General features: G+C 53.2%; 24 protein-coding genes. 17 read left to right on the forward strand and 7 right to left on the reverse strand.

All coding sequences use genetic code 11. The annotated features are described in order from the left end of the window. Window positions 1–13 precede the first annotated feature (13 nt). Entirely contained in the window at window positions 14–1513 is a 1500-nt protein-coding gene (locus QWF21_RS02435; protein WP_330086452.1) for a S10 family peptidase, read from the reverse strand. A 171-nt stretch (window positions 1514–1684) separates the two neighbouring features. On the opposite strand from QWF21_RS02435, the gene QWF21_RS02440 reads away from it, so the two are divergent. From QWF21_RS02440 to bfr (QWF21_RS02460), 5 genes are all read left to right on the forward strand, one after another. Then, window positions 1685–2428, forward strand: coding sequence for an energy transducer TonB (locus QWF21_RS02440; protein ID WP_330086453.1), 744 nt, complete (start codon window positions 1685–1687; stop codon window positions 2426–2428). A 17-nt stretch (window positions 2429–2445) separates the two neighbouring features. Beyond that, window positions 2446–3162 carry a MotA/TolQ/ExbB proton channel family protein gene (locus QWF21_RS02445; RefSeq protein WP_330086454.1) on the forward strand — a complete coding sequence of 239 codons (717 nt, stop codon included), beginning with the start codon at window positions 2446–2448 and terminating at the stop codon, window positions 3160–3162. Window position 3163: 1 nt separating this feature from the next. Next, window positions 3164–3571 carry an ExbD/TolR family protein gene (locus tag QWF21_RS02450; RefSeq protein ID WP_330086455.1) on the forward strand — a complete coding sequence of 136 codons (408 nt, stop codon included), beginning with the start codon at window positions 3164–3166 and terminating at the stop codon, window positions 3569–3571. Window positions 3572–3688: 117 nt separating this feature from the next. Beyond that, a complete protein-coding gene (bfr, locus tag QWF21_RS02455; RefSeq protein ID WP_330086456.1) occupies window positions 3689–4162 on the forward strand; it encodes a bacterioferritin in 474 nt (157 codons plus the stop codon). Then, a complete protein-coding gene (bfr, locus tag QWF21_RS02460; RefSeq protein ID WP_330086457.1) occupies window positions 4162–4629 on the forward strand; it encodes a bacterioferritin in 468 nt (155 codons plus the stop codon). The genes bfr (QWF21_RS02455) and bfr (QWF21_RS02460) overlap by 1 nt, the downstream gene beginning before the upstream one ends. A gap of 97 nt (window positions 4630–4726) precedes the next feature. Here the strand turns inward: bfr (QWF21_RS02460) and QWF21_RS02465 are convergent, their stop codons facing one another. Beyond that, entirely contained in the window at window positions 4727–5617 is an 891-nt protein-coding gene (locus tag QWF21_RS02465) for a hypothetical protein (protein ID WP_330086458.1), read from the reverse strand. 241 nt (window positions 5618–5858) lie between these two features. Further along, entirely contained in the window at window positions 5859–6299 is a 441-nt protein-coding gene (locus QWF21_RS02470) for a hypothetical protein (protein ID WP_330086459.1), read from the reverse strand. 100 nt (window positions 6300–6399) lie between these two features. Between QWF21_RS02470 and QWF21_RS02475 the strand changes: the two genes are divergently transcribed. The 5 genes from QWF21_RS02475 to QWF21_RS02495 all read left to right on the forward strand — a co-directional run bounded on the left by QWF21_RS02475 (window position 6400) and on the right by QWF21_RS02495 (window position 9332). Next, window positions 6400–7008, forward strand: a complete 609-nt coding sequence (locus QWF21_RS02475) for a superoxide dismutase (RefSeq protein ID WP_330086460.1) — start codon at window positions 6400–6402, stop codon at window positions 7006–7008. 164 nt (window positions 7009–7172) lie between these two features. Beyond that, a complete protein-coding gene (locus QWF21_RS02480) occupies window positions 7173–8060 on the forward strand; it encodes a ZIP family metal transporter (RefSeq protein WP_330086461.1) in 888 nt (295 codons plus the stop codon). Window positions 8061–8152: 92 nt separating this feature from the next. Next, complete coding sequence (locus tag QWF21_RS02485; RefSeq protein WP_330086462.1) at window positions 8153–8419, forward strand: type B 50S ribosomal protein L31; 267 nt, start codon at window positions 8153–8155, stop codon at window positions 8417–8419. After that, window positions 8419–8544, forward strand: coding sequence for a type B 50S ribosomal protein L36 (ykgO, locus tag QWF21_RS02490; RefSeq protein ID WP_330086463.1), 126 nt, complete (start codon window positions 8419–8421; stop codon window positions 8542–8544). The genes QWF21_RS02485 and ykgO overlap by 1 nt, the downstream gene beginning before the upstream one ends. Before the next feature lie 50 nt (window positions 8545–8594). Then, window positions 8595–9332, forward strand: a complete 738-nt coding sequence (locus tag QWF21_RS02495) for a ZIP family metal transporter (protein ID WP_330086464.1) — start codon at window positions 8595–8597, stop codon at window positions 9330–9332. Window positions 9333–9373: 41 nt separating this feature from the next. Here QWF21_RS02495 and QWF21_RS02500 read toward each other — a convergent pair whose 3' ends face one another. Then, complete coding sequence (locus QWF21_RS02500; protein ID WP_330086465.1) at window positions 9374–10441, reverse strand: linear amide C-N hydrolase; 1068 nt, start codon at window positions 10439–10441, stop codon at window positions 9374–9376. A gap of 173 nt (window positions 10442–10614) precedes the next feature. Between QWF21_RS02500 and QWF21_RS02505 the strand changes: the two genes are divergently transcribed. From QWF21_RS02505 to QWF21_RS02535, 7 genes are all read left to right on the forward strand, one after another. Beyond that, window positions 10615–12732 carry a TonB-dependent receptor gene (locus QWF21_RS02505; protein ID WP_330086466.1) on the forward strand — a complete coding sequence of 706 codons (2118 nt, stop codon included), beginning with the start codon at window positions 10615–10617 and terminating at the stop codon, window positions 12730–12732. A gap of 24 nt (window positions 12733–12756) precedes the next feature. Further along, on the forward strand, window positions 12757–14193 hold the full coding sequence (locus tag QWF21_RS02510) for a hypothetical protein (RefSeq protein ID WP_330086467.1): 1437 nt from the start codon (window positions 12757–12759) through the stop codon (window positions 14191–14193). Between the two features lie 74 nt (window positions 14194–14267). Beyond that, on the forward strand, window positions 14268–14522 hold the full coding sequence (locus QWF21_RS02515; RefSeq protein WP_330086468.1) for a type II toxin-antitoxin system Phd/YefM family antitoxin: 255 nt from the start codon (window positions 14268–14270) through the stop codon (window positions 14520–14522). Then, window positions 14519–14866, forward strand: coding sequence for a type II toxin-antitoxin system RelE/ParE family toxin (locus QWF21_RS02520; RefSeq protein ID WP_330086469.1), 348 nt, complete (start codon window positions 14519–14521; stop codon window positions 14864–14866). The genes QWF21_RS02515 and QWF21_RS02520 overlap by 4 nt, the downstream gene beginning before the upstream one ends. Window positions 14867–15083: 217 nt before the next feature. Next, a complete protein-coding gene (locus QWF21_RS02525; RefSeq protein WP_330086470.1) occupies window positions 15084–16397 on the forward strand; it encodes an ATP-binding protein in 1314 nt (437 codons plus the stop codon). Then, window positions 16394–16957 carry a response regulator transcription factor gene (locus tag QWF21_RS02530; protein WP_330086471.1) on the forward strand — a complete coding sequence of 188 codons (564 nt, stop codon included), beginning with the start codon at window positions 16394–16396 and terminating at the stop codon, window positions 16955–16957. The genes QWF21_RS02525 and QWF21_RS02530 overlap by 4 nt, the downstream gene beginning before the upstream one ends. A 140-nt stretch (window positions 16958–17097) precedes the next feature. After that, window positions 17098–17658, forward strand: coding sequence for a phosphoribosyl-AMP cyclohydrolase (locus QWF21_RS02535; RefSeq protein WP_330086472.1), 561 nt, complete (start codon window positions 17098–17100; stop codon window positions 17656–17658). A 140-nt stretch (window positions 17659–17798) separates the two neighbouring features. Here the strand turns inward: QWF21_RS02535 and QWF21_RS02540 are convergent, their stop codons facing one another. The 3 genes from QWF21_RS02540 to QWF21_RS02550 form a co-directional block, all read right to left on the reverse strand. Next, window positions 17799–18473 carry a response regulator transcription factor gene (locus QWF21_RS02540; RefSeq protein WP_330086473.1) on the reverse strand — a complete coding sequence of 225 codons (675 nt, stop codon included), beginning with the start codon at window positions 18471–18473 and terminating at the stop codon, window positions 17799–17801. Continuing rightward, a complete protein-coding gene (locus QWF21_RS02545) occupies window positions 18454–20061 on the reverse strand; it encodes a sensor histidine kinase (protein WP_330086474.1) in 1608 nt (535 codons plus the stop codon). The genes QWF21_RS02540 and QWF21_RS02545 overlap by 20 nt, the downstream gene beginning before the upstream one ends. Window positions 20062–20157: 96 nt before the next feature. Beyond that, a complete protein-coding gene (locus QWF21_RS02550; RefSeq protein WP_330086475.1) occupies window positions 20158–22341 on the reverse strand; it encodes an autotransporter outer membrane beta-barrel domain-containing protein in 2184 nt (727 codons plus the stop codon). Window positions 22342–22408 lie beyond the last annotated feature (67 nt).

Here is a 22408-nt window from a genome sequence, read left to right on the forward strand (position 1 = left end):
CTTTGGGTAGTTGCTAGTACCTCGCTGCCTGGTCTTCCGCCGGCAGTGCGGCGCGGATAAAGTTGCGCAAATCATCGTTGGACTTTTTCAAATCCTCGTAGCGCAGGTACATCATATGGCCGCTGCGGTAGCCGGCAAAGTGCAGCCGGTCGCGCATTTTGCTGCTGGGATCCAGTTGCCACATGCTGTACTTGGCATCAAAGTAGTTGGTGGCGCCATCGTAGTAACCCGCTTGAAACAACACTTGCAGATACGGGTTTTGCGCCATGGCCTGGCGCAGATTGTCACCGGTGTTGTCGTTGGTTCTGTCCCAAGGGTGCACCGGGCCGAACATGTTGTACTTGATGTCGGTGACGTAGTTCAGATCGTTGCGAATGTAGTGGTTGATGGCCGGGGTGAACGAGTGCAACCAGGATGTCAGCTCTGCCCAGTAATCCGGTCGCTCGCCAACTTCTTTCTTATCAATGCCTAAGTAGCGGGAGTCCAGCCGGCCGACGGTTTTACCCTGCTCGCGTAGCAAATCTTTCCAGAAAAAGGCGGTGTCGATATCCAGGTTGCTGCCGAGCACCGACTGCAAGGACAAGCCAGAATAGCGGGCTACCTGCTCGGCAATGCGTTGTTTTTCGGCATCCTCGATAAAGGCACCCTTGGCCAGCGCCGGCAGGTACTGATTCAGGGTGAAGTCTTCCACTTCTGGCAATAACTCATACAAGTCGCGCTGCTGCAGATCCGCTGGCAGCACGCCATGGTACCAGGCGGTAGCCGCGAAGTAAGGCAGGCGGTTGGCGGCTTTCACCGGTCCCTGACGGTCGATGCCCATATCAGTTGGTGACACCAAAATGACGCCATTTAAGTACATCCATTGACGGTTTTGCAACTCCAGCGCCAGGCCCGCCACCCGGGTGGTGCCGTAGCTTTCGCCAATCAGAAATTTCGGTGACGTCCAGCGATTGTGACGGGTGACAAAGGTGTTGATCCATTCGGCCAGGTAGCTGACATCGGCATTCACGCCGAAGAACATCTCACGCTGTTTCTCCCGGGATAACAGTTCGCCCTGGCTATTGGGTACCACCCGTGAATAGCCGGTATTGACTGGATTGACAAATACAATATCCGCCACATCCAGCACCGAGTAGGGGTTGGTTTTTACGCCATAAGGCTGCACCGGGTAGCCTTCGGTATCAATGTTTAACACCTTGGGCCCTGTGTAGGCCACATGCATCCAGACCGAGGCGGAGCCCGGGCCGCCATTGAATGAAATCATCAAAGGCCGTCTGCCGACATCGGACACATCGGTACGGCGGTAATAGGTGTAAAACAAGGTGGCTACCGGCTCGCCCTGTTCATCCCAGACTGGCTGAGTGCCGGTTAAAGCACTGTACTGCACCCGCTGGCCGTTAATACGGGTTTGATGTTTGGTTTCCACCGCCTGATCAATCTCGATCTGACGGCTGTTGGCGTAACTATAGCTGCTGCTAACCAGCAGACAGAGCAGGATAAGCGAACGAAGCATACTGTTTATTCGAATAGCAATAGGTTGTTGCATTTAAGCGGAAAAAACCAACTAGTACCAGAGTCCTGCGGCTAATAACAGTTGGGTACGATAAAGTGAGTGCTTGTTGTTATTAATGATAATTGATATCATTCGCATCTAATTTGCTCTCATTTCTACCTGGAGTCATCCATGACAGCTGTTGCCTGTCTGCCTGAGTTTACTGCCTGGGCAGAGGATAGCAAACCTATGGTTATGCAGGCACAAGGTCCAACCCGCAGGAGCGACGTTGGCCTGGTGCTGCTGGTGCTGCTGGGGCACCTGCTGGTGTTGCTGGCTGTTGGTCAGGTGGGTACAGCGCAGCCAACAGTGCAAGCTCCCGTGCTGCAGGGGGCTTTGGTTCAGGCAGCAGCGGCCGTGCAACCTGAACCTGTGGCGGAGCAGGTCCCTTTGCCTGAGCCGAAGCCTGCAGAGCCTGCGCCAGAGCCAGAGCTTGTACCAGAGCCGTTGCTGGTAAACGATGGGCCTTTCGCTCCCGCTCAGGAGCCGCTACCAGAGTACACAGAACCAGAGCCTGTTGTTAAGGAGCAAGTCGAACAGCCGCTTGAACCGGTCGCTCAGCCGCAAGAGCCTGCACCGCCCGCCAGTGCCCCGGTCACGGCACCCAGAGCCGATGCCAGCCATTTAAACAATCCTGCTCCGGCTTATCCCATGCTGTCACGCCGGTTGCGGGAACAAGGCACCGTGCTGCTGGAGCTGCTGATCGAAGCCGATGGCCAGATCAGTGAGCTGGCCGTGCTGCAAAGCAGCGGCTTTCCAAGGCTGGATCAGGCCGCACTGGAGGCAGTAAAGCAGTGGCGCTTTGAACCTGCCCGGCAAGGGGATACCGCTATTGCCTATCGTTACCAGCAACCCATAACCTTTCAATTGCAGTAGCAGGAGCAGGAGCATCCATGGACAGCACCTCAATGAGTTTTTCCAATCTTTGGTTGTATGGCGATCCCCTTAGCCGGGCTGTGATGCTGTTACTGCTGCTGATGTCGCTGGTAAGTTGGAGTGTGCTGGTGATCCGGGGCTATCATCTGTGGCGCCTGCATCAGCCAGGCCAGGCTGCGATGCAGCGTTTCTGGCATTGTCAGAGTTTTGTTGATGGGCTAACGGTGCTGCAGCAACAGGGTTCGGATAATCCATACCAACGCCTGGCGCTGGAAGGAGCCGATGCAGTGGAACACCATCGGTTGCATACCTCTGATCTGCACGGCCACCTGCCGCTGACCGATTGGTTAAGCGCTTGCTTACGTGGCAGTATCGAGGACTCGATGGAAGGGCTGAACCGGGGGCTAGCTATTCTTGCCTCGGTGGCCGCCACGGCACCCTTTCTGGGACTGTTTGGCACGGTCTGGGGCATTTATCAGGCTTTGATTAGCATCAGTGCATCCGGTCAGGTGGCACTGGATAAAATTGCCGGCCCGGTCGGGGAAGCACTATTGACCACGGCAGCTGGCCTGGTGGTCGCTATTCCGGCCTTGTTGGGGTACAACGCTTTAAGCCGCGCAAATCGTGGCGTGCACAGCAAGTTGAACCGCTTTGCTCATCAGTTGCATGCCTATTTTCTGACCGGAGCAGCCCCGCAGCAGCGCAAACAAACACAGTTACGAGAGGTGCGCTAACATGGCTTTTGGAGGCGGCCTGGAGCCGCAACAGGACATGATGACCGAGCTGAATATGACCCCTTTGGTGGATGTGATGCTGGTGCTGCTGATCCTCTTTATGATCACCATGCCGTTACTGACCCAGGCGGTCGCGGTGAATCTGCCAACGGCCAGCGAACAACCTGTGCAGACAGATCCTGAGGTAGTGGTGTTGTCGGTGGATAAAGATGGCTTATGGTACTGGCAACAGGATTTGGTTACCGAGCAGCAAATGCAGCAGCGCTTGCTGCAAGCGGCTGCTCAGCAGCCGGTCCTGCATCTGCAGGGCGATAAAGATGTGCCCTATCAGCATATGGTGCGTTTAATGGCGCTGGTACAACAAGCAGGGATTGAGCAGCTTGGCTTTGTGACGGTACCTGCAGATTGAAAATACATCCTAAAGACGAATCATTATCAATGCTATCCTGTTGATGGTAAAGCATTTTTTGTTTTTATTTCCGTTTTGGGCTATGCTTAGTACCCGTTTAAATTTTCGGAGTTTGCTATGCAAGGCCATCCGCAGGTGTTGGCGCAACTGAATCAGTTGCTTACCACCGAATTAACCTCGATCAATCAGTACTTTTTGCATGCCCGCATGTACAAAAACTGGGGCTTAAAAGGCCTGAACGATGCGTGCTACAAAAAATCCATTCTGGATATGAAGCAATCCGACAGCCTGATTGAGCGTATTCTGTTTTTGGAAGGGCTGCCGAACCTGCAGGCATTGGGCAAACTGAATATTGGTGAAGCGACCGAGGAAATGCTGCAATGCGATATGGACTTTCAGTTGCAACAAGTGCCGCAACTCAAGCAAGCCATAGCGCTGTGTGAGCAGCATCAGGATTATGTCAGCCGCGACTTGCTGACCGAGATGCTGGAAGATGAAGAAGAGTACATCGACTGGCTGGAAACCCAACAGCACCAAATCAGCAGCATGGGGCTGGCCAACTACCTGCAACTGCAGACAGGAGGTAACTAATGCAGGGCAAGCAAGTCATTATTGACGCATTGAATACCTTACTGGCCAATGAACTCAGTGCGATGGATCAGTACTTTATCCATTCGCGCATGTACCAGGATTGGGGCCTGGAGAAGTTGTATCAGCGCATCGACCATGAATTCGACGATGAAAAAGGCCATGCCGCTGCTTTGATTGAGCGCATTTTGTTTTTGGAAGGGGTACCGGATCTGAGCAAACGCGATGGCATCAAGGTGGGCAAAGATGTCCCCGAAATGCTGCAAAACGATCTGGATGTGGAATACCGGGTGGATGCCTTACTCAAAGACACCATGGCGCTGTGCGAGAAAGAGCAGGATTACGTCACTCGCAGCATCTTGCAACAGCTGCTGGATGACACCGAAAACGACCACGCCTACTGGCTTGAACAACAGCTGCGCCTGATCAAACTGCTGGGCCTTCCCAATTACCTGCAATCGCAAAGTTAAATTTAATCGAAGCCCGGATGCTATGTAGTGTAAAATACCAGCGCCGGGCTTATTGCGGTGTGGGATGAATTCATGGCTTTTGAGACGGATAAACTTATCAGGCAAGAAGAAAGTTGATAAATACCAGAATATTGGTAATCACAAGACCTTGACCAATCCGCAGCATGATTTCACAGTTTGCAGCTTTTGCATCTGCAGTATACTTTCCCGCTAACAGCCAATATTGCAGCATGAATAATACTGGTAGCATAGAAATCCCGCGGATGTCTTTTGCTATAACCCAGTCCATTCTCTCTGAGTTGGTAGTCAAGTTATTGTAGATATGCGGTAGCAACATAAAAAACAAAAAAACCGTCAGTACTGGCCAGTGCAGTAGGCCTAGCACAATAAACCATCCAATTTTCCGTTTCGACCATAAAGAGTTGTCACCCTCAGCGATTTTCTGCCTGTCTAAGGCTGTGTCCTGCTTATGCGAAGGATTGGGTTTGATCATGAAGACTTGACGAATGCTACATTGGTCATAACATAGTACACCTCGATCCGGCATTAAGAATAATCGCCAATCCAATCCTTCACTGGTCGTTGCTGTAGCTTCGATCACAGAGCTAGGTAATCTGTAATCAGGGAAAATGTTTTGCAAAAAATGGGCATGCAGTGCTTTACGCTCGCCTTGTTTTAGTCTGCGTCCTGTGAGCCGTGTAAAGTATACTGGCTGCTCTAGCTTAGTGGTCGCATGTTTTGGTTGCGCTGCGTAGGCGTAAAAGGGAGCGTTTAATATGTTCAACCAACTGGATGTAGAACGAGGCTCCAGACGGTGCCCGTACTCACTACAGGTTAAATAGAGCTTTCGTTGTAGGACACTATGTCGAACTGCAGTGATTGCTTCTGAGGGAAGTACAGCACATTGTGCTGACGCTGGTTCTGCATACACCAAAGCGGCAAAACTCCCCAGAATAAAGGCAACCCCGTACATCAAGGCGATTTTCATATTTCTCATCATCCGTGTTTAAAAAATCCATATGTTTGTAAAGTGGGTAGCTTACTGAAAAAAGGTGTAGGCGCAATCAGAATATGCATACAGCTAAGTATTCGGGAACTAACTTGCTGGTATCAATCACATAAGACAATCACAAACAGTGAGTTCAACCGCACTTAGGATAGCAGTTTCAGGGCATGGCAGACCAGTCGTAGGGGAGAGCTACGATGGTTTGCTCGATGGTAAATAGTTGCTAATGCAAGCTTCTACTGGCGGCACTCACCCAATTTTGTGCGCGCTGCGGTGTGACTGACTCGGTACTTGCAGCTTGATGGGTATACAGCAATTGCCGCAGCCGGCAGGACTCACGCAGCAAAGCTACGGTTGCCGGATGGCTGCTACAAAGCAGAGATTGCAACTGCTGAAAATCCCGTAAAGCCCTGTTCAGCAGTGTACTGCAACGTTTTATGCGCCCCTGGCGGTAGTAGGTATCGGCCAGATTCTGCACTGCAATGGATAAACAAATGATGCCAAGAGCAGCACCCTGCGCGGGTTGTTGTAGCAACATCGGTAAGTGATGACGCAACAGTAGAATGCTGTGCAGATAAAAATGGCTGGCACTTTGCCAGCGTTGCTGAGCAAATTCATGGTTGCCCATGCGTTGTAATGTTTTCCAGTCTTGAATCAAATCCATAACCACCTCCACAAATTTTCTAACCAGCATGCCTTGCAATTCAATTTAATGCAAATGATAATGATTATCAGTTTGCTGTTGCTCTACTTTGGAGAATCTTATGGTCTTTGAACTACCTGCTTTACCTTACGCTTATGATGCACTCGAGCCTTACGTTGATACCCTTACCATGCAAATTCATCATCAGCGCCATCATCAAACCTACGTCAATGGCTTAAACCAGGCGCTGTCTGACACCGATTATCAGGATTGGCCTTTGACCAAACTTTTGCAACGGATCCAGGAGTTGCCGCCTGAGCTGCAAACGGCAGTTCGTAATCATGGTGGCGGTCATGCCAATCACTCCTTGTTCTGGCAGGTGATGTCACCGCAAGGCGGCGGCGAACCAACGGGGGATCTGGCCAAAGCGATTCAATGCGATTTTGATGGCTTTCATATTTTCAAACAACAGTTTACCCAGGCAGCACTCAGTCGTTTTGGCAGTGGCTGGGCCTGGTTGGTGATCAATGATCTTGGCCGGTTGGAAGTGACCAGCACTGCCAATCAGGACAGCCCCTGGATGGATGGGCAGATCCCTATTCTGGGGTTGGATGTATGGGAGCATGCTTATTATTTGAAGTACCAGAATAAAAGACCCGAGTACATTGACGCCTTTTATCAGGTAATCCACTGGTCGGAAGTTGCCAGACGCTTTACCGCGCATGAGTAAACAGCCCAGGCAATGTTCTAGGTTTAAATCAATTTATATGGCTCATCTTAATCCATTAAAGCGAACGCCATCATCGATTTAAATTGAGAACAATTCTCATTTGATTTTGATCCTGAGCCGCTTTTTCATCCTATAATAAAGTGAATGACTTTTCGGAGAGAGCAATGAACACTGCCAGCCTGGCCAAATTTAGCAAACTAAACCCAAGGAAACTGCTGGGTTGGGCTATTTTATTGTTAGGTGCTGGTTATGGCTTGCAGCAAATGGCTGTTCTTATGGAGCAGCAGGAACATGTTCGTTATGCATTCTATGCCGGTATGGCGGCGGCGGCAGCCACCGCCTTAGGTGCTATTCCAGCCTTGTTCTCCCGTCGTCTCTCCGCCCGTTTGCATGCAGCTATGTTGGGTTTTGGGGGCGGGGTCATGTTGGCAGCCAGTATTTTTTCGCTGATTGTGCCAGCACTGGCGCTGTTTGAAAGCAGTACTCAAAGCTGGCAAGGGCCATTGCAAGTGGCTGCAGCTATTCTGATGGGGGCTTTGCTGATGCTGGCACTGGAACGCAGTGTGCCGCATGAACACTTTATTAAAGGAGCTGAAGGCCATCAGGCATTGGCATTAAAGCGTAGCTGGTTGTTCGTAATCGCTATTATTCTGCACAATATTCCGGAAGGACTGGCCATTGGTGTCGCTTATGCCAGTGGCGATGCAGTAGGCGCTTCGGCGCTGGCGACCGGTATCTCTTTGCAAAATGTACCGGAAGGCTTTGTGGTGGCCATGGCGTTACTTGCTGTAGGTTACAGCCGGTTGGTGGCCTTGAGCGTTGGTATGTTATCTGGCTTGGTGGAGCCCATCATGGCGGTGACCGGCGCCATCGTGATGACCAACCCGATGCTGCTGCCCTGGGGCCTGGCGATGGCGGCAGGTGCGATGTTGTTTGTGATTAGCCATGAAATGATCCCGGAGTCGCACCGTCAGGGTCATGAAATGGCCGCCACCAATGGTTTGATGTTGGGCTTTGTGTTGATGCTGGTGCTGGATACCGCACTGGGATAATAAATTAATTTGTGATACTATCACAAATTAATTGAAGTTAAGAATCATTCGCAATAAAATGCGGTCTCTATTGTTGAACACTAGGAAATCGCATGAAACCCAATATCCATCCTGAGTACCGTCAGGTACTGTTTCACGATATGGCAGCCGATGCCTATTTTTTGGTAGGCTCCACCATTCAAACCGAGCGCACCAAAACCTGGAGTGACGGCAACACCTATCCATATGTGCCGCTGGATGTGTCCAGCGCCTCGCACCCCTTTTACACCGGCAAGCAGAAGCAAATCAGCAGCGAAGGCCGGATGGCAAACTTCGGCAAGAAGTTTGGTCGTTTTTTGGCAACTAAAGGAGATGCCTGATGAAAGTGTTGTCGTCGTTGAAGTCGGCTAAAAATCGCCACCCGGACTGTCAGATCGTCAAGCGGCGCGGCAAAGTCTTTGTTATTTGCAAAAGCAATCCGCGTTTTAAAGCGCGGCAAGGTTAAAGTGCGCTAGACTCACTGTGATAATATCACACTTTAGGAGTTGCTATGTTGTGGCAATTGATGTTGGCCGCATCCTTGGTGGTGTTGGTAGCAGTGTTTGGGGGGTATTGTTGCTGCTGGCACGCCCCTGGCTGAAGTGGCTACAGCCTTTGTTGTTGTGCCTGGCTATTGGTGTCTTACTGGGTAGTGCTTTTTTGCATCTGATCCCGGAAGCGTTAGAGCGCTCAGCCTCATCGCACCCGGTGATGCTGGCAGTCCTGCTTGGCTTCTTGTTGTTCCATGGGCTGGAGCAGGGATTGCACTGGCACAGGCATGAGCTGCCAACGCAGGAAGAAAAACTGCCGGCCTATGCCCGGATGAATCTGCTGGGCGATGGCCTGCACAATGCGGTCGATGGCATTCTGATAGGCGCCAGCTTTCTGGTCGATCCGGCGCTGGGCTGGGCCACCACGCTGGCGGTGGTATGGCATGAACTGCCGAAGGAATTGTCGGATGTGGCCATCCTGCTGCATGGCGGTGCCAGCTTTAAGCGCGCCATTGCGTTAAATGCGCTGTGTAGCCTACCGGTGTTTGCCGGTGCTTTGTTGCTCTATCTGGCAGGCCAGTGGCTGGTATTGCCACTGGCAGCGCTATTGGCCATCACAGCAGGTGGTTTCTTGTACATTGCCTTGATCGATCTCTATCCATTGCTAAAAGGCTTATGGCAACAACGGCTGCTGTCACAGCATCTGGCCTTGTTCGCTGGTATTGGCTTGATGTTGGGCTTTGTGCTGTTGGAGGGGCATTAAAGCCGGCTGCAGCCTGCACAGCCAGCTTTGATTGGAGCAGATCAGAAGGTCAGCCCATGAAACTGAAAAGGTTTGGCCTCTGCAAATTTGGCCGAGGTTTCACCGGCATACACCTGGTTGGCATCGGCGCGCAGCACTTTAACCGGGGCATTTTCGCTAAAATCCAGTTTCGTCAGATCGACCCAAAAGGTATTGGGCGTCAGTGCGGTTTCAAAGAAATAACGCAAATGCTTGTGATCGGCCACCACCCGCCATTGGGTGGTGGATAAATTCGGGTAGCCTTCAATCTGATAACCATAGGGCACCGAGGTATTGCGGATCACACTAAAGACGCTGGCGGTAGCAATGTGAGGATCGCTGGTTTGCGGAATGCTGTGGATGTAGTAGTGCGCCCGCACAAAACGATCCGGGGCTTTCACCGTACCCGGTAAAAACTGATTGCCCGGAATGCTGTCCCAGTACTTTTGAATGGCCAGTTGCTGCTGGTACGGCGGATCATTGGTCATCACCACGTAGGATGGGTCATGATGGATTACCAGCTGGCCTTCGATGTACTCGAAAATGGCATTATCGCCGCTTGGATCCGACAACGATAAGTGGATGGTGGTCATTCTATCGGTGCCTGGGATCACATCGGTCACTACCACAAAGTCTTCCCGGCTAAGGGCTGCTACTGCTTCGGCGACGGTCGCGAAGTTATCCAACGCATACTGCGCCCACAGCGAAATGGCCAGACCGGGCTTATCACCTTGTGGGCTAAAAGTTGGGTATTCGGACTCCACCAGCCACAGCATATTGGCCACCAGGCCTTTTTCGTTCATGCCATCCGAAGTGGCAATATTCCAGGAGCTGACCGCCAGGCTGCCGTATTTGGCAGTCCAGTGCACCGAGTTAGCACCCACTTCGCCCTGTCGCTCGATGCCGCGCGGAAAGACCCAGAGATTGGCTGGTATTGGCATGGAAAAATCCATGCTGCGACCGGTCAGAATGGTCTGTTCCGGACCCTTGTACATCACCCGGGTGCAAGCCTCTGCCTGCTGGCTGGTGATAGCGAAGGTCAGGCTGGCGGCTAGCAGCAGGCTACTTATTGTATTCAGCGAAAAGCGCATTGATTCCATCTCCATGGTTACTTTGGGATAAGCATCTTGCTTAGTCTAGTCAGGCCACACTGTTTTGACCAGATTTACCTCTATTTAACCTGAGCAGTACTGCGACATTATGTCGCATCCCCGCAGCAGCTTGCCTCTGGTAGAGTAAATCAAATCAATTCAAAGGTTTATTCATGATTTCTAATGTTTGCCTGGCACTTATGGCCATGAGTACAGCTGCCTCAGACATGCCTACCAAGGGAGCGGCTGCACCGGATGGCGTTGAAGTGATGGTAGTGACCAGCAGCCGTCAGGCGCAGGCACTGACCAATCTGGCTGAATCGGTCGCTGTGTTGGGCGAAGACAGTATCCAGAATGTCAGTCCAGGTCATCCGGCTGAGCTGTTAAACCGGGTATCCGGAGTGCATGTGAATGACTTGGGTGGTGAAGGCCATATGACCGCTATTCGCCAGCCTATCACCACCGGCGGGGTTTACCTGTTTTTGGAAGATGGCCTGCCAACCCGGCCAACCGGCTTTTTTAACCACAATGGGTTGTATGAAATTGATATGCCAAATTCCGGCCGGGTGGAAGTGACCAAGGGGCCGGGCTCTGCGCTCTATGGCAGCGATGCCATTGGCGGCATTTTTAATATTCTGACCCCAGAGCCGACCGATCAGCTCAGTGGCCGGCTGCAAGCCGAGCTTGGCAGCGACGGCTGGCAACGTGGCCTGATGGCCGTGAGCGGCGCCATGAATGCACAGCACCGGGCCCGGCTGCAACTGAATCGCACCCAAAGCGATGGCTTTCGGGAAGAAGCCGATTATCAGCGTTTTTCCAGTAGTCTGCGGCTGGACAGTGACCTCACACCGCAGCTGCAACTTAAAACCCTGGCCAGTTTTGGCAGCATTGACCAAAGTGGCACCTCGGGCTTAAACCAGGCTGATTTTACCAGTAATCCGCGCAAAAACCGCTTTCATGGCGATATGGGCGCGCGCGATGTGCAGGCGTTTCGGTTATCGACGGAACTGCGTTATCAGCTGTCCGATCGCAGCGAATGGATGTTGACACCCTTTTACCGCAACAACCGCTCGGATCTGATGCCCAGTTGGATGCTGACCTATGATCCGGTGCTGCAATCCACCCGTTTTTCCTCCTATGGGCTACTGACACAGTTCTCGCAGCAGGCGTCAGCGGACTTCAACTGGACAGCCGGGTTGGATCTGGACGTGACACCTGCCACCTTCCGCGAGCAGCAAATCAGCATCGTGATGCAAGAGGATATTTTTGTTGATTACCAGCAAACCGGGCGAACCAATTACCACTACGATGCGGATCAAACCAGCATCTCGCCCTATGCGCAGTTGCAATGGTTTGCCTCCGAGCAATGGATCCTGAGCCTGGGCGCGCGGTATGACTGGTTTGAAGTCGATTACACCGATCGGCTGGATCCGTCGGTGCCACAGCAAGTAGGGCGTACTACCTGGCTTCGGCCTGAGTCGCAGCGTATTCGCTACCAGCAGCTGAGTCCCAAGTTCGGCGTTGTTTACAAGCTGGCCTCGAATCAGCAGCTGTATGCCAATCGCCGGCATGCCTTTCGGGTGCCTTCGGTCGGGCAGGTGTTTCGCCCGGGTTCCAGTCAGGATACCACTGAGCTAAAACCGGTCACTGCCATCAACCATGAATTAGGCTGGCGGGCGCAGCTGGATGGGCTGCGACTGGATGCCAGTGTCTACGATTTGCAAATCAAAGACGATGTGGTGAATTACATTGATGGCAACACCCGCAAGGTGATCAATGCCGGCCAAACCTCGCATCGGGGGCTGGAGCTGATGGCCAGCTGGCAACTCAGCGACGCCTGGACGTGGAACCTCAGTGGCACCTTTACCCGGCAAAAGTACCGTGATTTTCAGTATTTATTCAGCTGCTTTCCGCCGGCCTGTGTGCCTGCTATCAACGAAACCCGCAACTTTGCTGGCTTTGAGGTGGGCAAAGCGCCGCGTCAGCTTTGGCAAAGCAGCCTGAGTTACCAGCCACTCAGCATTGAGGGGCTCTGGCTGGAGCTGGAATGGCAGCAGGTTGGTCGCTACTACACCGATGAGACCAACACCAATACCTACCCTGGGCATGATCTGTTCAACCTGCGGGCGCGCTATCAAATTGGCGAACACTGGCAGCTGGCCATTCGGCTAATGAACCTGACTGATAAGACCTATTCCAGCCTGACCAGCAACCAGGTAGGCTCGACCGACATCGACTACCGGCCCGGCATGCCGCGCAGCGTTTTTGTGTCGGCGACCTGGCAATTTTAGGCTGTATAGAGTGAGGATGTAGCCATGACCACATCAAACGCAATACGTACCAGTCAGTTGGTGCGCTGGCACCGTGTACTGCTCTGGCTGGGTGGCATCACTTTGCTGCTGTTTGCGCTAACCGGGGTGTCGCATCCCATTATGAGTTGGACCGGCCCGCAGGCCGTTACTATGCGACCGCCGACACTCAGTTTGAGCGAAGCCGAGCTGAACCAAGCCATGCAGCGGTTGCAGCAAGCCAATCTGCCCGCTCAGTCGCTGGTGAAGCTGGTGCCCTATCAGCAGCAGGTGCTGTTGCAGCTGACCCCGGATTTGCAAAGCCCACGCCAGTACCTGAGCTTGCATGATGAAGATAGTGCCATCAGCGATCAGCAAATGGCGATCTGGCTGGCCAGTCATTACAGCGGTTTGGATGAAAGCCAGGTGCGCAGCAGCCGGTTGCAAACCGAGTTTGACAGCGCCTACCCGTCGGTCAATCGCTTATTGCCGGTCTGGCAGGTTGAATTTTACTCCGGGCTTAGCCTGTATGTGCATACCGAAACTCTGAGCCTGGCGGGCATCACCAATCGCTATAAAACTAACTTGCAGGCGCTGTTTCGCCAGTTTCACAGCTGGCAATGGCTGGATGGGGTGCCCATCATCAAAGCCCTGGTGATGACGCTGTTGCTGGGCAGTGCCTTGTTGCTGGTGCTGACTGGTGGCTGGCTGTTGCTTCGACTGCCGTTTAAGGCAAAACGTCGCGGCCTGCGCCGCTGGCATTATCTGTTGTCCTGGGGATTATTGCTGCCGGTGACGCTGTATTTGCTGACTGGCATCTACCATTTTGCCTACAAGTACGTAAAGCCCGAGACACTGGGCTTAACGGCCAGCAGCGCTCAGCCATTACCAGAGCATTGGCAGCTGCCGGCAGGCGTGTTGCCGACCGATGCTGTGCTAAACAGTGCCAGTCTGGTACAGGGGCCCGCTTCGCACTGGTACTGGCGCTTATCACTGCACAATGCCGCACAGCAGGCCGATCGCCACAGCCGCTTTGCCGGTCAGGCATCAGAGCGCGGGGCGCTCTTTATTCCGCTGCTGTCGGATGCACCGGCGCTGGACGATGCTTCCTATGCGCAGCTATTGGCGGAGCGCTTTATTGGGCTAACCCCCGAAGCGATATCCGGACAACAGCTGGTGCAGCGTTTTGGGCCGGATTACGATTTTCGCAACAAGCGCCTGCCGGTCTGGCAGCTCGATTATGCGAAGGGACGGATTTTTGTCGACAGTGCCAGCGGTCAGTTGGTGGAACAACAAAGCCGCAGCAGCCGTTTTGAACGCTACAGCTTTTCCTTTGTGCACAAATGGGGCATTTTGCAGCCCTGGCTGGGGCGCGATGGCCGCGATAGGGTGGTGGTTGGCATGATGGCACTGGTGTTGCTGCTGGCCGGCATGGGTTTTGCGATGCGGCTTAGACGGCGTTAATCTTGCTCAGAGCCAGGTAATAGGCTATAAATAGTCCATTAAAAGACTACTTAGAGCCTATGGCCGGATTTGCAATGCGTATTGAAACCATCAGTTACATCAAACAGCATGCTGCCAAGCTGGAACTCGAAGAGCCGATTGTGGTGACGCAAGGCGGTAAAGCGGTGTATCGGATAGAGTCTGAAGCCAGCGCCCGCCTGCGGGATGAAGGCATTGCCTTGCTAAAGTTGATGAACCTGGCCGAGCGCGATATCCGTGATGGTCATACCTTAACGCTGGATGAAAGCCTGCAGCAGTTGCGCCAAGCGCTGAGCGGAGCGTCAGAATGACGCAACTGGTGGTGACCCGACTGGCGCACCAGACCTTGTTGATGCTAACCCGCTATATGACCGAATTTCTGGGTGCCGAGCAAGCGCTGTCATTGGCAGAGCAATTGCTTGGGTACTGTAAAGAGCGGTTAGACCTAGGGCAAATGGGCCCTGGGCCGTTGCAGTTTCCACTTTGCTATGAGCTGGAGCGGTTGGGGGTGACCGACTACCGACAAATCACGGTCGATAAATACAAAATCCTCTATCGCTACGATGCCGATAAGGATACCGCTTTTGTGATGGCTTTTTTACGGCAAAAACAAAGCGCTCAGCAACTGCTGATTGCATACAGTTTGTTGCCCTGACGTCCTGTTACTCATGTTGGCTGCGATACGACTCATGGTATTCCCTTAACTGCGAACTCTTAATTGCGATGCGATCAGCTGCGACACTATGTCGCATGGTGCTTTGGAGAGGCAGCAGGTATTCTTAGTACAGACTTTTCCACTGCAGTGCGATAGTCTGTGATGACATTTTGCAACGGCTGCCTGGCAGCCGTCTTTTTTGTGGAACCTGTGTGTCATGCTTTCCCTGACTGTTCTTGAACCGCAGCACCAATTGCGTCAGTTGGCCCGCTTTCGTTGGGGGGTGATTGGCTTTATTGCACTGGCGATGCTGGCTGCCTGGTTGCTGCATTACCCGGTTAGCTCCTGGCCTTTGCTGTTGCTCTTACTGGCCCTTTTTGCTGCTTCCAATCTATTGCTGCCTGTACTACCCAATGCCAGCCATTACAGCATGCGCTTGTATGCGCTCTATGCATTGGCAGATATTGTGTTGTTGTGCTGTATGCTGCTGTTAAGCGGTGGGGTCAGCAATGGCCTGGTCGCACTGTTGCTGTTGCCGGTGGCAATGGCTTCGGTGCTGTTGCCTGGCCGTTTGTGTTATCTGGTGGCGTTAATTGCAGTTCTGTCGTATACCTTGTTGCTGCAGCTGGGTGATCTCAGTGCGCTGTCAACTGCCGGCCCCTGGTTGGAGCTGCAGCCGGAAAACGCAGCCACCCCAGCGCATGCGCATCATGGCACTGGACATGGCGTTGGACATGGTAGTTTTGATCAGCATCTACTGCAAATGTGGTGGGCCTTTGCACTTTCTGCCGGTTTGATCAGCTGGTTTATCAGTGCTCAGGCCCGGCAAATTCGCAAGCAAGCCAGAGTGCTGAACCAGTTGCAGCAACAACAGCTGCGACAGGAGCAGATGTTGGCTCTGGCCACCTTTGCTGCTAATGCCGCCCATGATTTAGCCACGCCGATCCAAACCATGGCATTGATTGCCGACGAGCTTCAGGTCGACGCCACTCAGGCTGAACAGTGGCAGGACTTGCAACAACAACTGCAGCGTTGTCAGCATCTGGTGCAGCAGCTGCGTCAGGATGCCGGCAGTCTGCGCCAGCCGCAGCAAGCCGAACCGGTATTGCAACTGACCGGGCAAACGGTACAGCGTTGGCTGGCCAGCCGGCCCGATATTGAAGCCGACTGTCAGTTTGACAGTGATGCCACTGATTTTTTACTGGCCGAGCCGCAAAGCCTGGCGGCGGCCTTGCTGAATATTCTGGATAACGCCGCTGATGCCAGCCTGGCGAGGCAACAACCCAAGCTCTCAATTGCTTGCCAGCTCAGCGAACAAGGCTGCAGCATCCGCATCCGCGATTATGGCGAGGGCTTTTCCGAGCAACGCTTGCAGGAGCTGGGGCATTTGCCACAGCTTAGTAGTCAGGGCCTTGGCATCGGTCAGTTTCTGGCCAATGCCAGCATCGAGCGATTAGGCGGTAAGGTCGTCCGCAGTAATCTGGCCGATGGCGGGCTCACCTGCATTGAGCTGCCAAGGAATCCGGTATGAATGAGTCGCAGCGCATCAAGCTGGTGCTGGTCGATGACGATGCCGTGCTGCTGCGCACCCTGGCACGGCGTTTTGAGCAAACCGGTGCCAGCGTGGTGACTTTTGCCGAGCCCTGCACCAGCGCCCAACTGATTGCCGAGCAAGCCGATGCCTATCTGCTGGATTTGCGTTTTGCCAGCCAGTCTGGCCTGAGTTTTGTCGAGCCGCTGCGTACAGCGCTTCCCAACTGCCGGATTGTGCTGCTAACCGGCTATGGCAGCATCGCCAATGCAGTTCAGGCCGTGAAATTAGGTGCCGACGACTATCTGACCAAGCCGGTTGATTTTCAGCAGTTACGCCAAGTACTTTGCGGCCGGAATTTGCCTGCGGAGGCAGGCCTGCAGGCAGCTGCCCCCCCCGACAACCAGACAGCGTCGAGTCTGCTCAGCCCTGATCAGCTGGAATGGGAGCATATCCAGCGGGTACTGACCGAACAGGATGGCAATATCTCGCAAACCGCCCGGGTGCTGGGCATGCATCGCCGTACTTTGCAGCGTAAGTTGCTAAAACGCCGCCCTTAACCGCTGTATTGGCGTTGTTCATCTTGTTTTAATCTATTCGCTGTGTTCTGTTCATCCAGTTGCAGGTTTTCCCTTCATGCCTCAGCAGTAAAGTAGTGCGTGTCCGGTGTGACTGCACCCTTCACTGAAAAGGAAAACCTATGTCGATTCGAATTGTATCCATCATTTCTGGCACTGTGCTCAGCCTGGCTGCTTTGCAAGTGGCTGCAGCGCCGGTGGTCAATAACAACATCACCGAAGCCGAGGTCAAAGCTGCCCAACAGGCCTGGGGACAGGCACTAATTGCCATCAGCTCCGCCTACAGCGAAAGCGGCCGTGATAAGGCGGAGCAAAAAGCTCGCTCGGTGCTGGACGCGGCTTATGGCTATGGCCATGGCGCTGTATTGTTTAAGCCTACGTTGGCCAGTGGCGAACAAACCTTTCGTACCAGTTATGAGGGGGCTTTGGCCTATTTTGTTGGCGGCAACAGCACATTTCCCGATGACAGTGGCTTTGCGCTGAAAGGATGGACCGGTTATCAGTTTAACAACGCGGCGGTGTACATCAATGGCGACCTGGCACTGACCATGGGCCATGTGATGCTGACCGATGCCAGTGGTGCCGTCACTACCGTGGACAAAACCTGGGGCTTCAAAAAAGACGAGCAAGGCGCACTTCGCATCGTACTGCATCACTCGTCATTGCCGTTTAGCGCTAATTAAGGGAACGAGTAGGGGAGCAATGGCAAGGATGCCATTGCCAGGTTAACGTGATTTAGTAAGTAATCTGGTTATTGTTTCTGTAAGTGTTGTTCATCCCAACCCAGTTTGGCTGGCCATCTCTCCTCTGCGGCCAGCCTTTTTTATTCCGGCTGCAGGCAATACCCCAAACCGCGACGGGTATGCAGCAGCTTGACTGCATGGGATTCATCAATTTTTTTGCGTAGCCGCGCCATATACACGTCCACTATGTTGGTGAGCGGGTCTTCATTCAGCCCCCAGACATTGGTCAGAATCCGTTCCCGGCTATAGACTTTGCCGCTGTTGCTCATCAGCAACTCCAGAATACCGAGTTCCTTGGCCGTTAACTGCAGTGCTCTGCCTGCGCGTTGAGCTTGCATGCTGTCTAAATCCAGCACCAGATCGGCCACCTGCAACTGACGTTGATGCAGACTACTGACATCCCGTTTCGCCAGGGCTTCAATCCGGGCTAACAGCTCTTCAAAGTGAAACGGCTTGCCCAGATAGTCATCGGCACCGGCCCGCAGACCCCGCACACGCTCATCAACTTCGGATAGAGCCGATAAAATCAGAATACGCGCCTGAATTTGCTGGCTGCGGATTTGCTGGCACAAGGTCAGGCCATCCAGTTGCGGCAGCATACGATCCAGCACAATCACATCCGGTTCGAACTGCCGCACCATCTCCAGTGCATGCAAGCCGTCCTGCAATAGCTGAGTCAGGTAGCCCTCGGCTTTTAAGCCTCGTGATAAAAAGCTGCCAACTTTCTCATCGTCTTCAATAATCAGTATTTTCATGCTGGGTTCCGCTAAAAAGTGGCAGCTTAAGGCATACTCGGGTGCCTCGGGGCTGATTGGGATGCAGTTCAATGGTGCCATCCTGCACTTCCATAATGGCTTTGGCAATGCAAAGACCTATCCCCAGACCATCGGGTCGGGCGCTTCGGGCCGCGATCCCGCGAAAGTGACGCTGAAACAAGCGATCCTGTTCTTCTGCGCTGATGCCAATGCCCTGATCGGCTAGCTCCAATTGCAGTTCATTGTCACTCAGTGCCAGGCTAAGCTGCAGCTCTGGGGTACTGGCGGCATACTGCTGGGCATTGTCGGTAATAATCCGCAGCACACTGGCAAATTTGTCTGCATCGAGCAGCAACCAGGCGTCGGCCGGTAACTCCGCTGGCGTGTTCAGCGTTAACTGGTAGCCGCTATTCAGCTGCTGTTGCACCGTAGCCGTGGCCAAAGCCTGAAAATCCAGCACGCTGATGCGCTGCAAGTGCACTTGCAGTAAGCGCTCTTCACCTCTGGCCAGCAGCAACAAATCCTCAATCCGCCGGCTTAATTGCTGGCTGGCGGCCAGAATACGGCCAAAGGCTTCTTTGTATTCAGCGCTGTCTTTGTCCTTGCCGCGCAGGCTGATTTCGGCTTCGCCCTGAATGCTGGTGGCTGGGGTGCGCAGCTCATGGCTGATATCCGCCAGCAATTGCTTTTGCCGGTGCTCGGTTTCATGCAGTTGGGCCAGTGCTTGCTGCAATTCAGCGGTACGGGCCTGAACCCGTTGCTCAGTCGCTAGCTGGCTTTGTTTCTCCTGGCGGGCAAAATCTTCAATGTAGCCTGACATCAGGTTAAATTGCCGTGCCAGTTCGGCAAATTCGGTTGGCCCCTGCTCCTGAATGCGGTGGGCAAAGTTGCCTTGCTGCAACTGCTTGGTGCCATCCAGCAGCCGCTGCAATGGCTGGCTCAAGGCCCGGGATAAATGCCAGCCAATCACAATGGCAAACAGCAAACCAAGCAGGCTGATCAGCAGCATGGTGAGCTGCACCTGTTGCACGGCAGAGAGCGCATCCGCTTCGGTACTGCTGGCCCGCTGCTTTTGATCGGCAATGGCCTGCTGTAACAATTCAGACAGATCGGTGTCCTGAAACTTATCAAACAAGCTAATCAGGGTACGCCAGCGCTCCAGATCATCCTGGTAGGCGGCAATTTCGCGGGTTTTCAGTGCATGTTCCAGCGTGTGCAAATTGGATTGCAGCAAGGAAATGACTTTGACCTGCTGCATAATAAGCTGCAAGTCGGATTCATTGGTGCTGTAAAGTTGATCGCGAATGGCCAGTTGATCCAGAGTCTGCAACTGCTGTTGCATACGGCCGAACAGAGTATCACGGAAGCCGGTATTGGCATCCTCGGTCAGCAGGTACTCGGCCAGCCAGACTTTCAGCCGTTGTTTATCGGCCCGCAGCGAAATAAACTCGGTCAGCATCTGGTTGGCAATGCGGTTGCGCTTGGTATGAAATTCTGAGTTTTGCTGCGCCCAAAAACCAATACCCGACAGCAGCAGGCTAATACCCACCAGAATACAGAGCGATACGATCAGTTTGCGTAAATACATCGATATAGCCCATTCACTGCACTATCAGGCAGTATATGGGCTTTATCGGTTTGGATCATGAATATCGGGTTAAATTCATTGATCACTCTGCGTTCATCAGCAACAGGGTTGCAAGTGCTTACGCTTTTTCGCTTGAGTGCGTCGCAGAGCCCCAAGAGCAAAAAGACCGGCCAGCAGACCGCCAAAGCTCGCAGGCTCAGAGACAGTGGCCTGCTGGTTAAAACGAATACCAACCTGATAATACCCGTTTTGCCAGCCAGTGATAAATTGATACTGCGGTAACTGGCTAAGGCCCGTGAAGCTGACTCTATGTTGGTCGAACCCCGTTACGCTTTGTGCGCTGAATAAACTCCAGACATCGTCCAGGCTGGGTAACCAGTTGGAGAGATCCAACGTCAGCCAGCTATCAGCACCAAAGGCCAAATCGCCATCAATTGCCAGCATGCTAGTTGCAGCCAAATTGCTCAGACTCAAGCTAAGCTCTCCATCCAGTAGGGCATTGCCCTGCACATCTAGCTGCGCATTGGAGTCGATAGCGAGAATATCCCCAGCGTTGATTTGAAGATCGGCCGCCATCTGCCAAATGCCTTGCTGCACTTGCCAGGACTGGAATTGCTCAATATGACCAAAAAAGCCATGACCGTCCCCGGTAAGGATCAACTGATTCTGGCCAGTACCGCCCAGAATGCTTCCCTGAATCATGCTGCCAGCATGCAGCTCCAGGCGGTCATTCCCACCCCCCATATCGATAGCAACCCCCTGATTCCGGCTGATGATGCTACCTTTGTTAATCAGGGTATCGTCCCAGTCGCCACGCAACTGCACCCCTTCATTCAGCGCATCAATGGTACCGGCATTGACTAGCAGGGTGGCACCAAAGGCCGCTCCGCCATCGCTGTCATCTATCAGGATCCCCCGATCGCTGCTGTAAATGGTCGCCCCACTGTGGTTGATGATACGACCACCCCCCATGGCAATGCCATCTGCCCGATTAGGATCGCCATTTTTTACCCCAGCTGCGCCAATGCCTTCAATCCAGCCATAGTTTTCAATATCGCCGATAAAGTCGATATCAATACCATCGCCATCCCCTTCGCTAAGCTGCGGATTATAGCGGCCTGAAATCACACCGTAGTTCAGTACCCTGCCATTGCCGTCCAGGTTCACGCCTGAGCCATTCCAGCCAATAATGGTACCGTCGGCCTGATTGACCACTTCAATAAAGCCATTGCCGGTGATGCCATGGCGAGCTCCCTCGATACGACCACCTGCCAGATTAAACACCTGGCCATCGTGCTGCTGAAAATCAATGCCATCGGCCGAGGTGCTCTCAGCGCCCTCAACCACACCAGCTCCGCCGGCACGAATCAAACCGGCATTAAACACCTTGCCATGGCCGCCTGGGCGCACAGCATCTGCATCGGCACTTTGGATGATGGCACCGGCATTGTTGCGGATGATGGCATGGACAGCCGTTCCTGTGACTGAGTTAAAATCAAGCGCTTGACCGGAGTCATCACCAAGGCCAGTGGTTTCGATAAGGCCATCATTCACCAGCAGTAAGTTGCCGCCGGTGAGATCGTAATTGACCCGAATGGCGTCGTTTTGCGCCTGAATCACGCCACTGGCGCTGTTGTGAATGTCGATAAACCGCTCACCACCATCACCATTAATATCAATACCCCGGCGCCCCTGGCCCTGACTGCTGATGGTACCGGAGTTGTTGATGGCCACTGTGGTCAGATTGCCGGTTCGAATGGCATCGTGCTGCACCGAGTGCATCCTACCCCGGTTATTCAGCAACAGCTCGCCTTGCTGCATGCCGGCAAAGTCCAGCACCTGGCCTTCATTGGATCGCATGGTACCGGCATTGTCGATGTGGACGGAGCCGAGGATCCCGGAACTGAAGGTCAACCGGAAAGCATCGTTGTCACTGTCTATCAGCGCATGCTCACGATTATACAGCTCAATATGGTAATTGGCTGATGTTGTATTGCCTTGGGTGTCGATGGCTCTGGCCCCATTTGTAGCAAGCACCTGGCCACGATTATCAATGCTTACAGTACCTTCCTGGGCGGCTGACCACCTAATCGTCTGATTTCCTGGCTGCTGCAAGGTAGCACCGATACCAATAGTTCCTGTTTCATTCCCTGTTAACGTCTGGCGACCTGTCACCATCTCACCGTCTTTGATGGTAAAAGGGGTAGCGAGCACAGGCTGACTGAGAAAAGCTGAGCTAATGCAGATTGCGAGTAGAGACTTGATCATCGGAGACTTCATAGCACTTTCCTTGTTGGCAAGACAGATGAAAATGCATGTTAAATTCACGATATGACAAGGCTGTGAC

It is taken from the genome of Alkalimonas mucilaginosa (assembly GCF_036327005.1).
GTDB lineage: Bacteria > Pseudomonadota > Gammaproteobacteria > Enterobacterales > Alteromonadaceae > Alkalimonas > Alkalimonas mucilaginosa.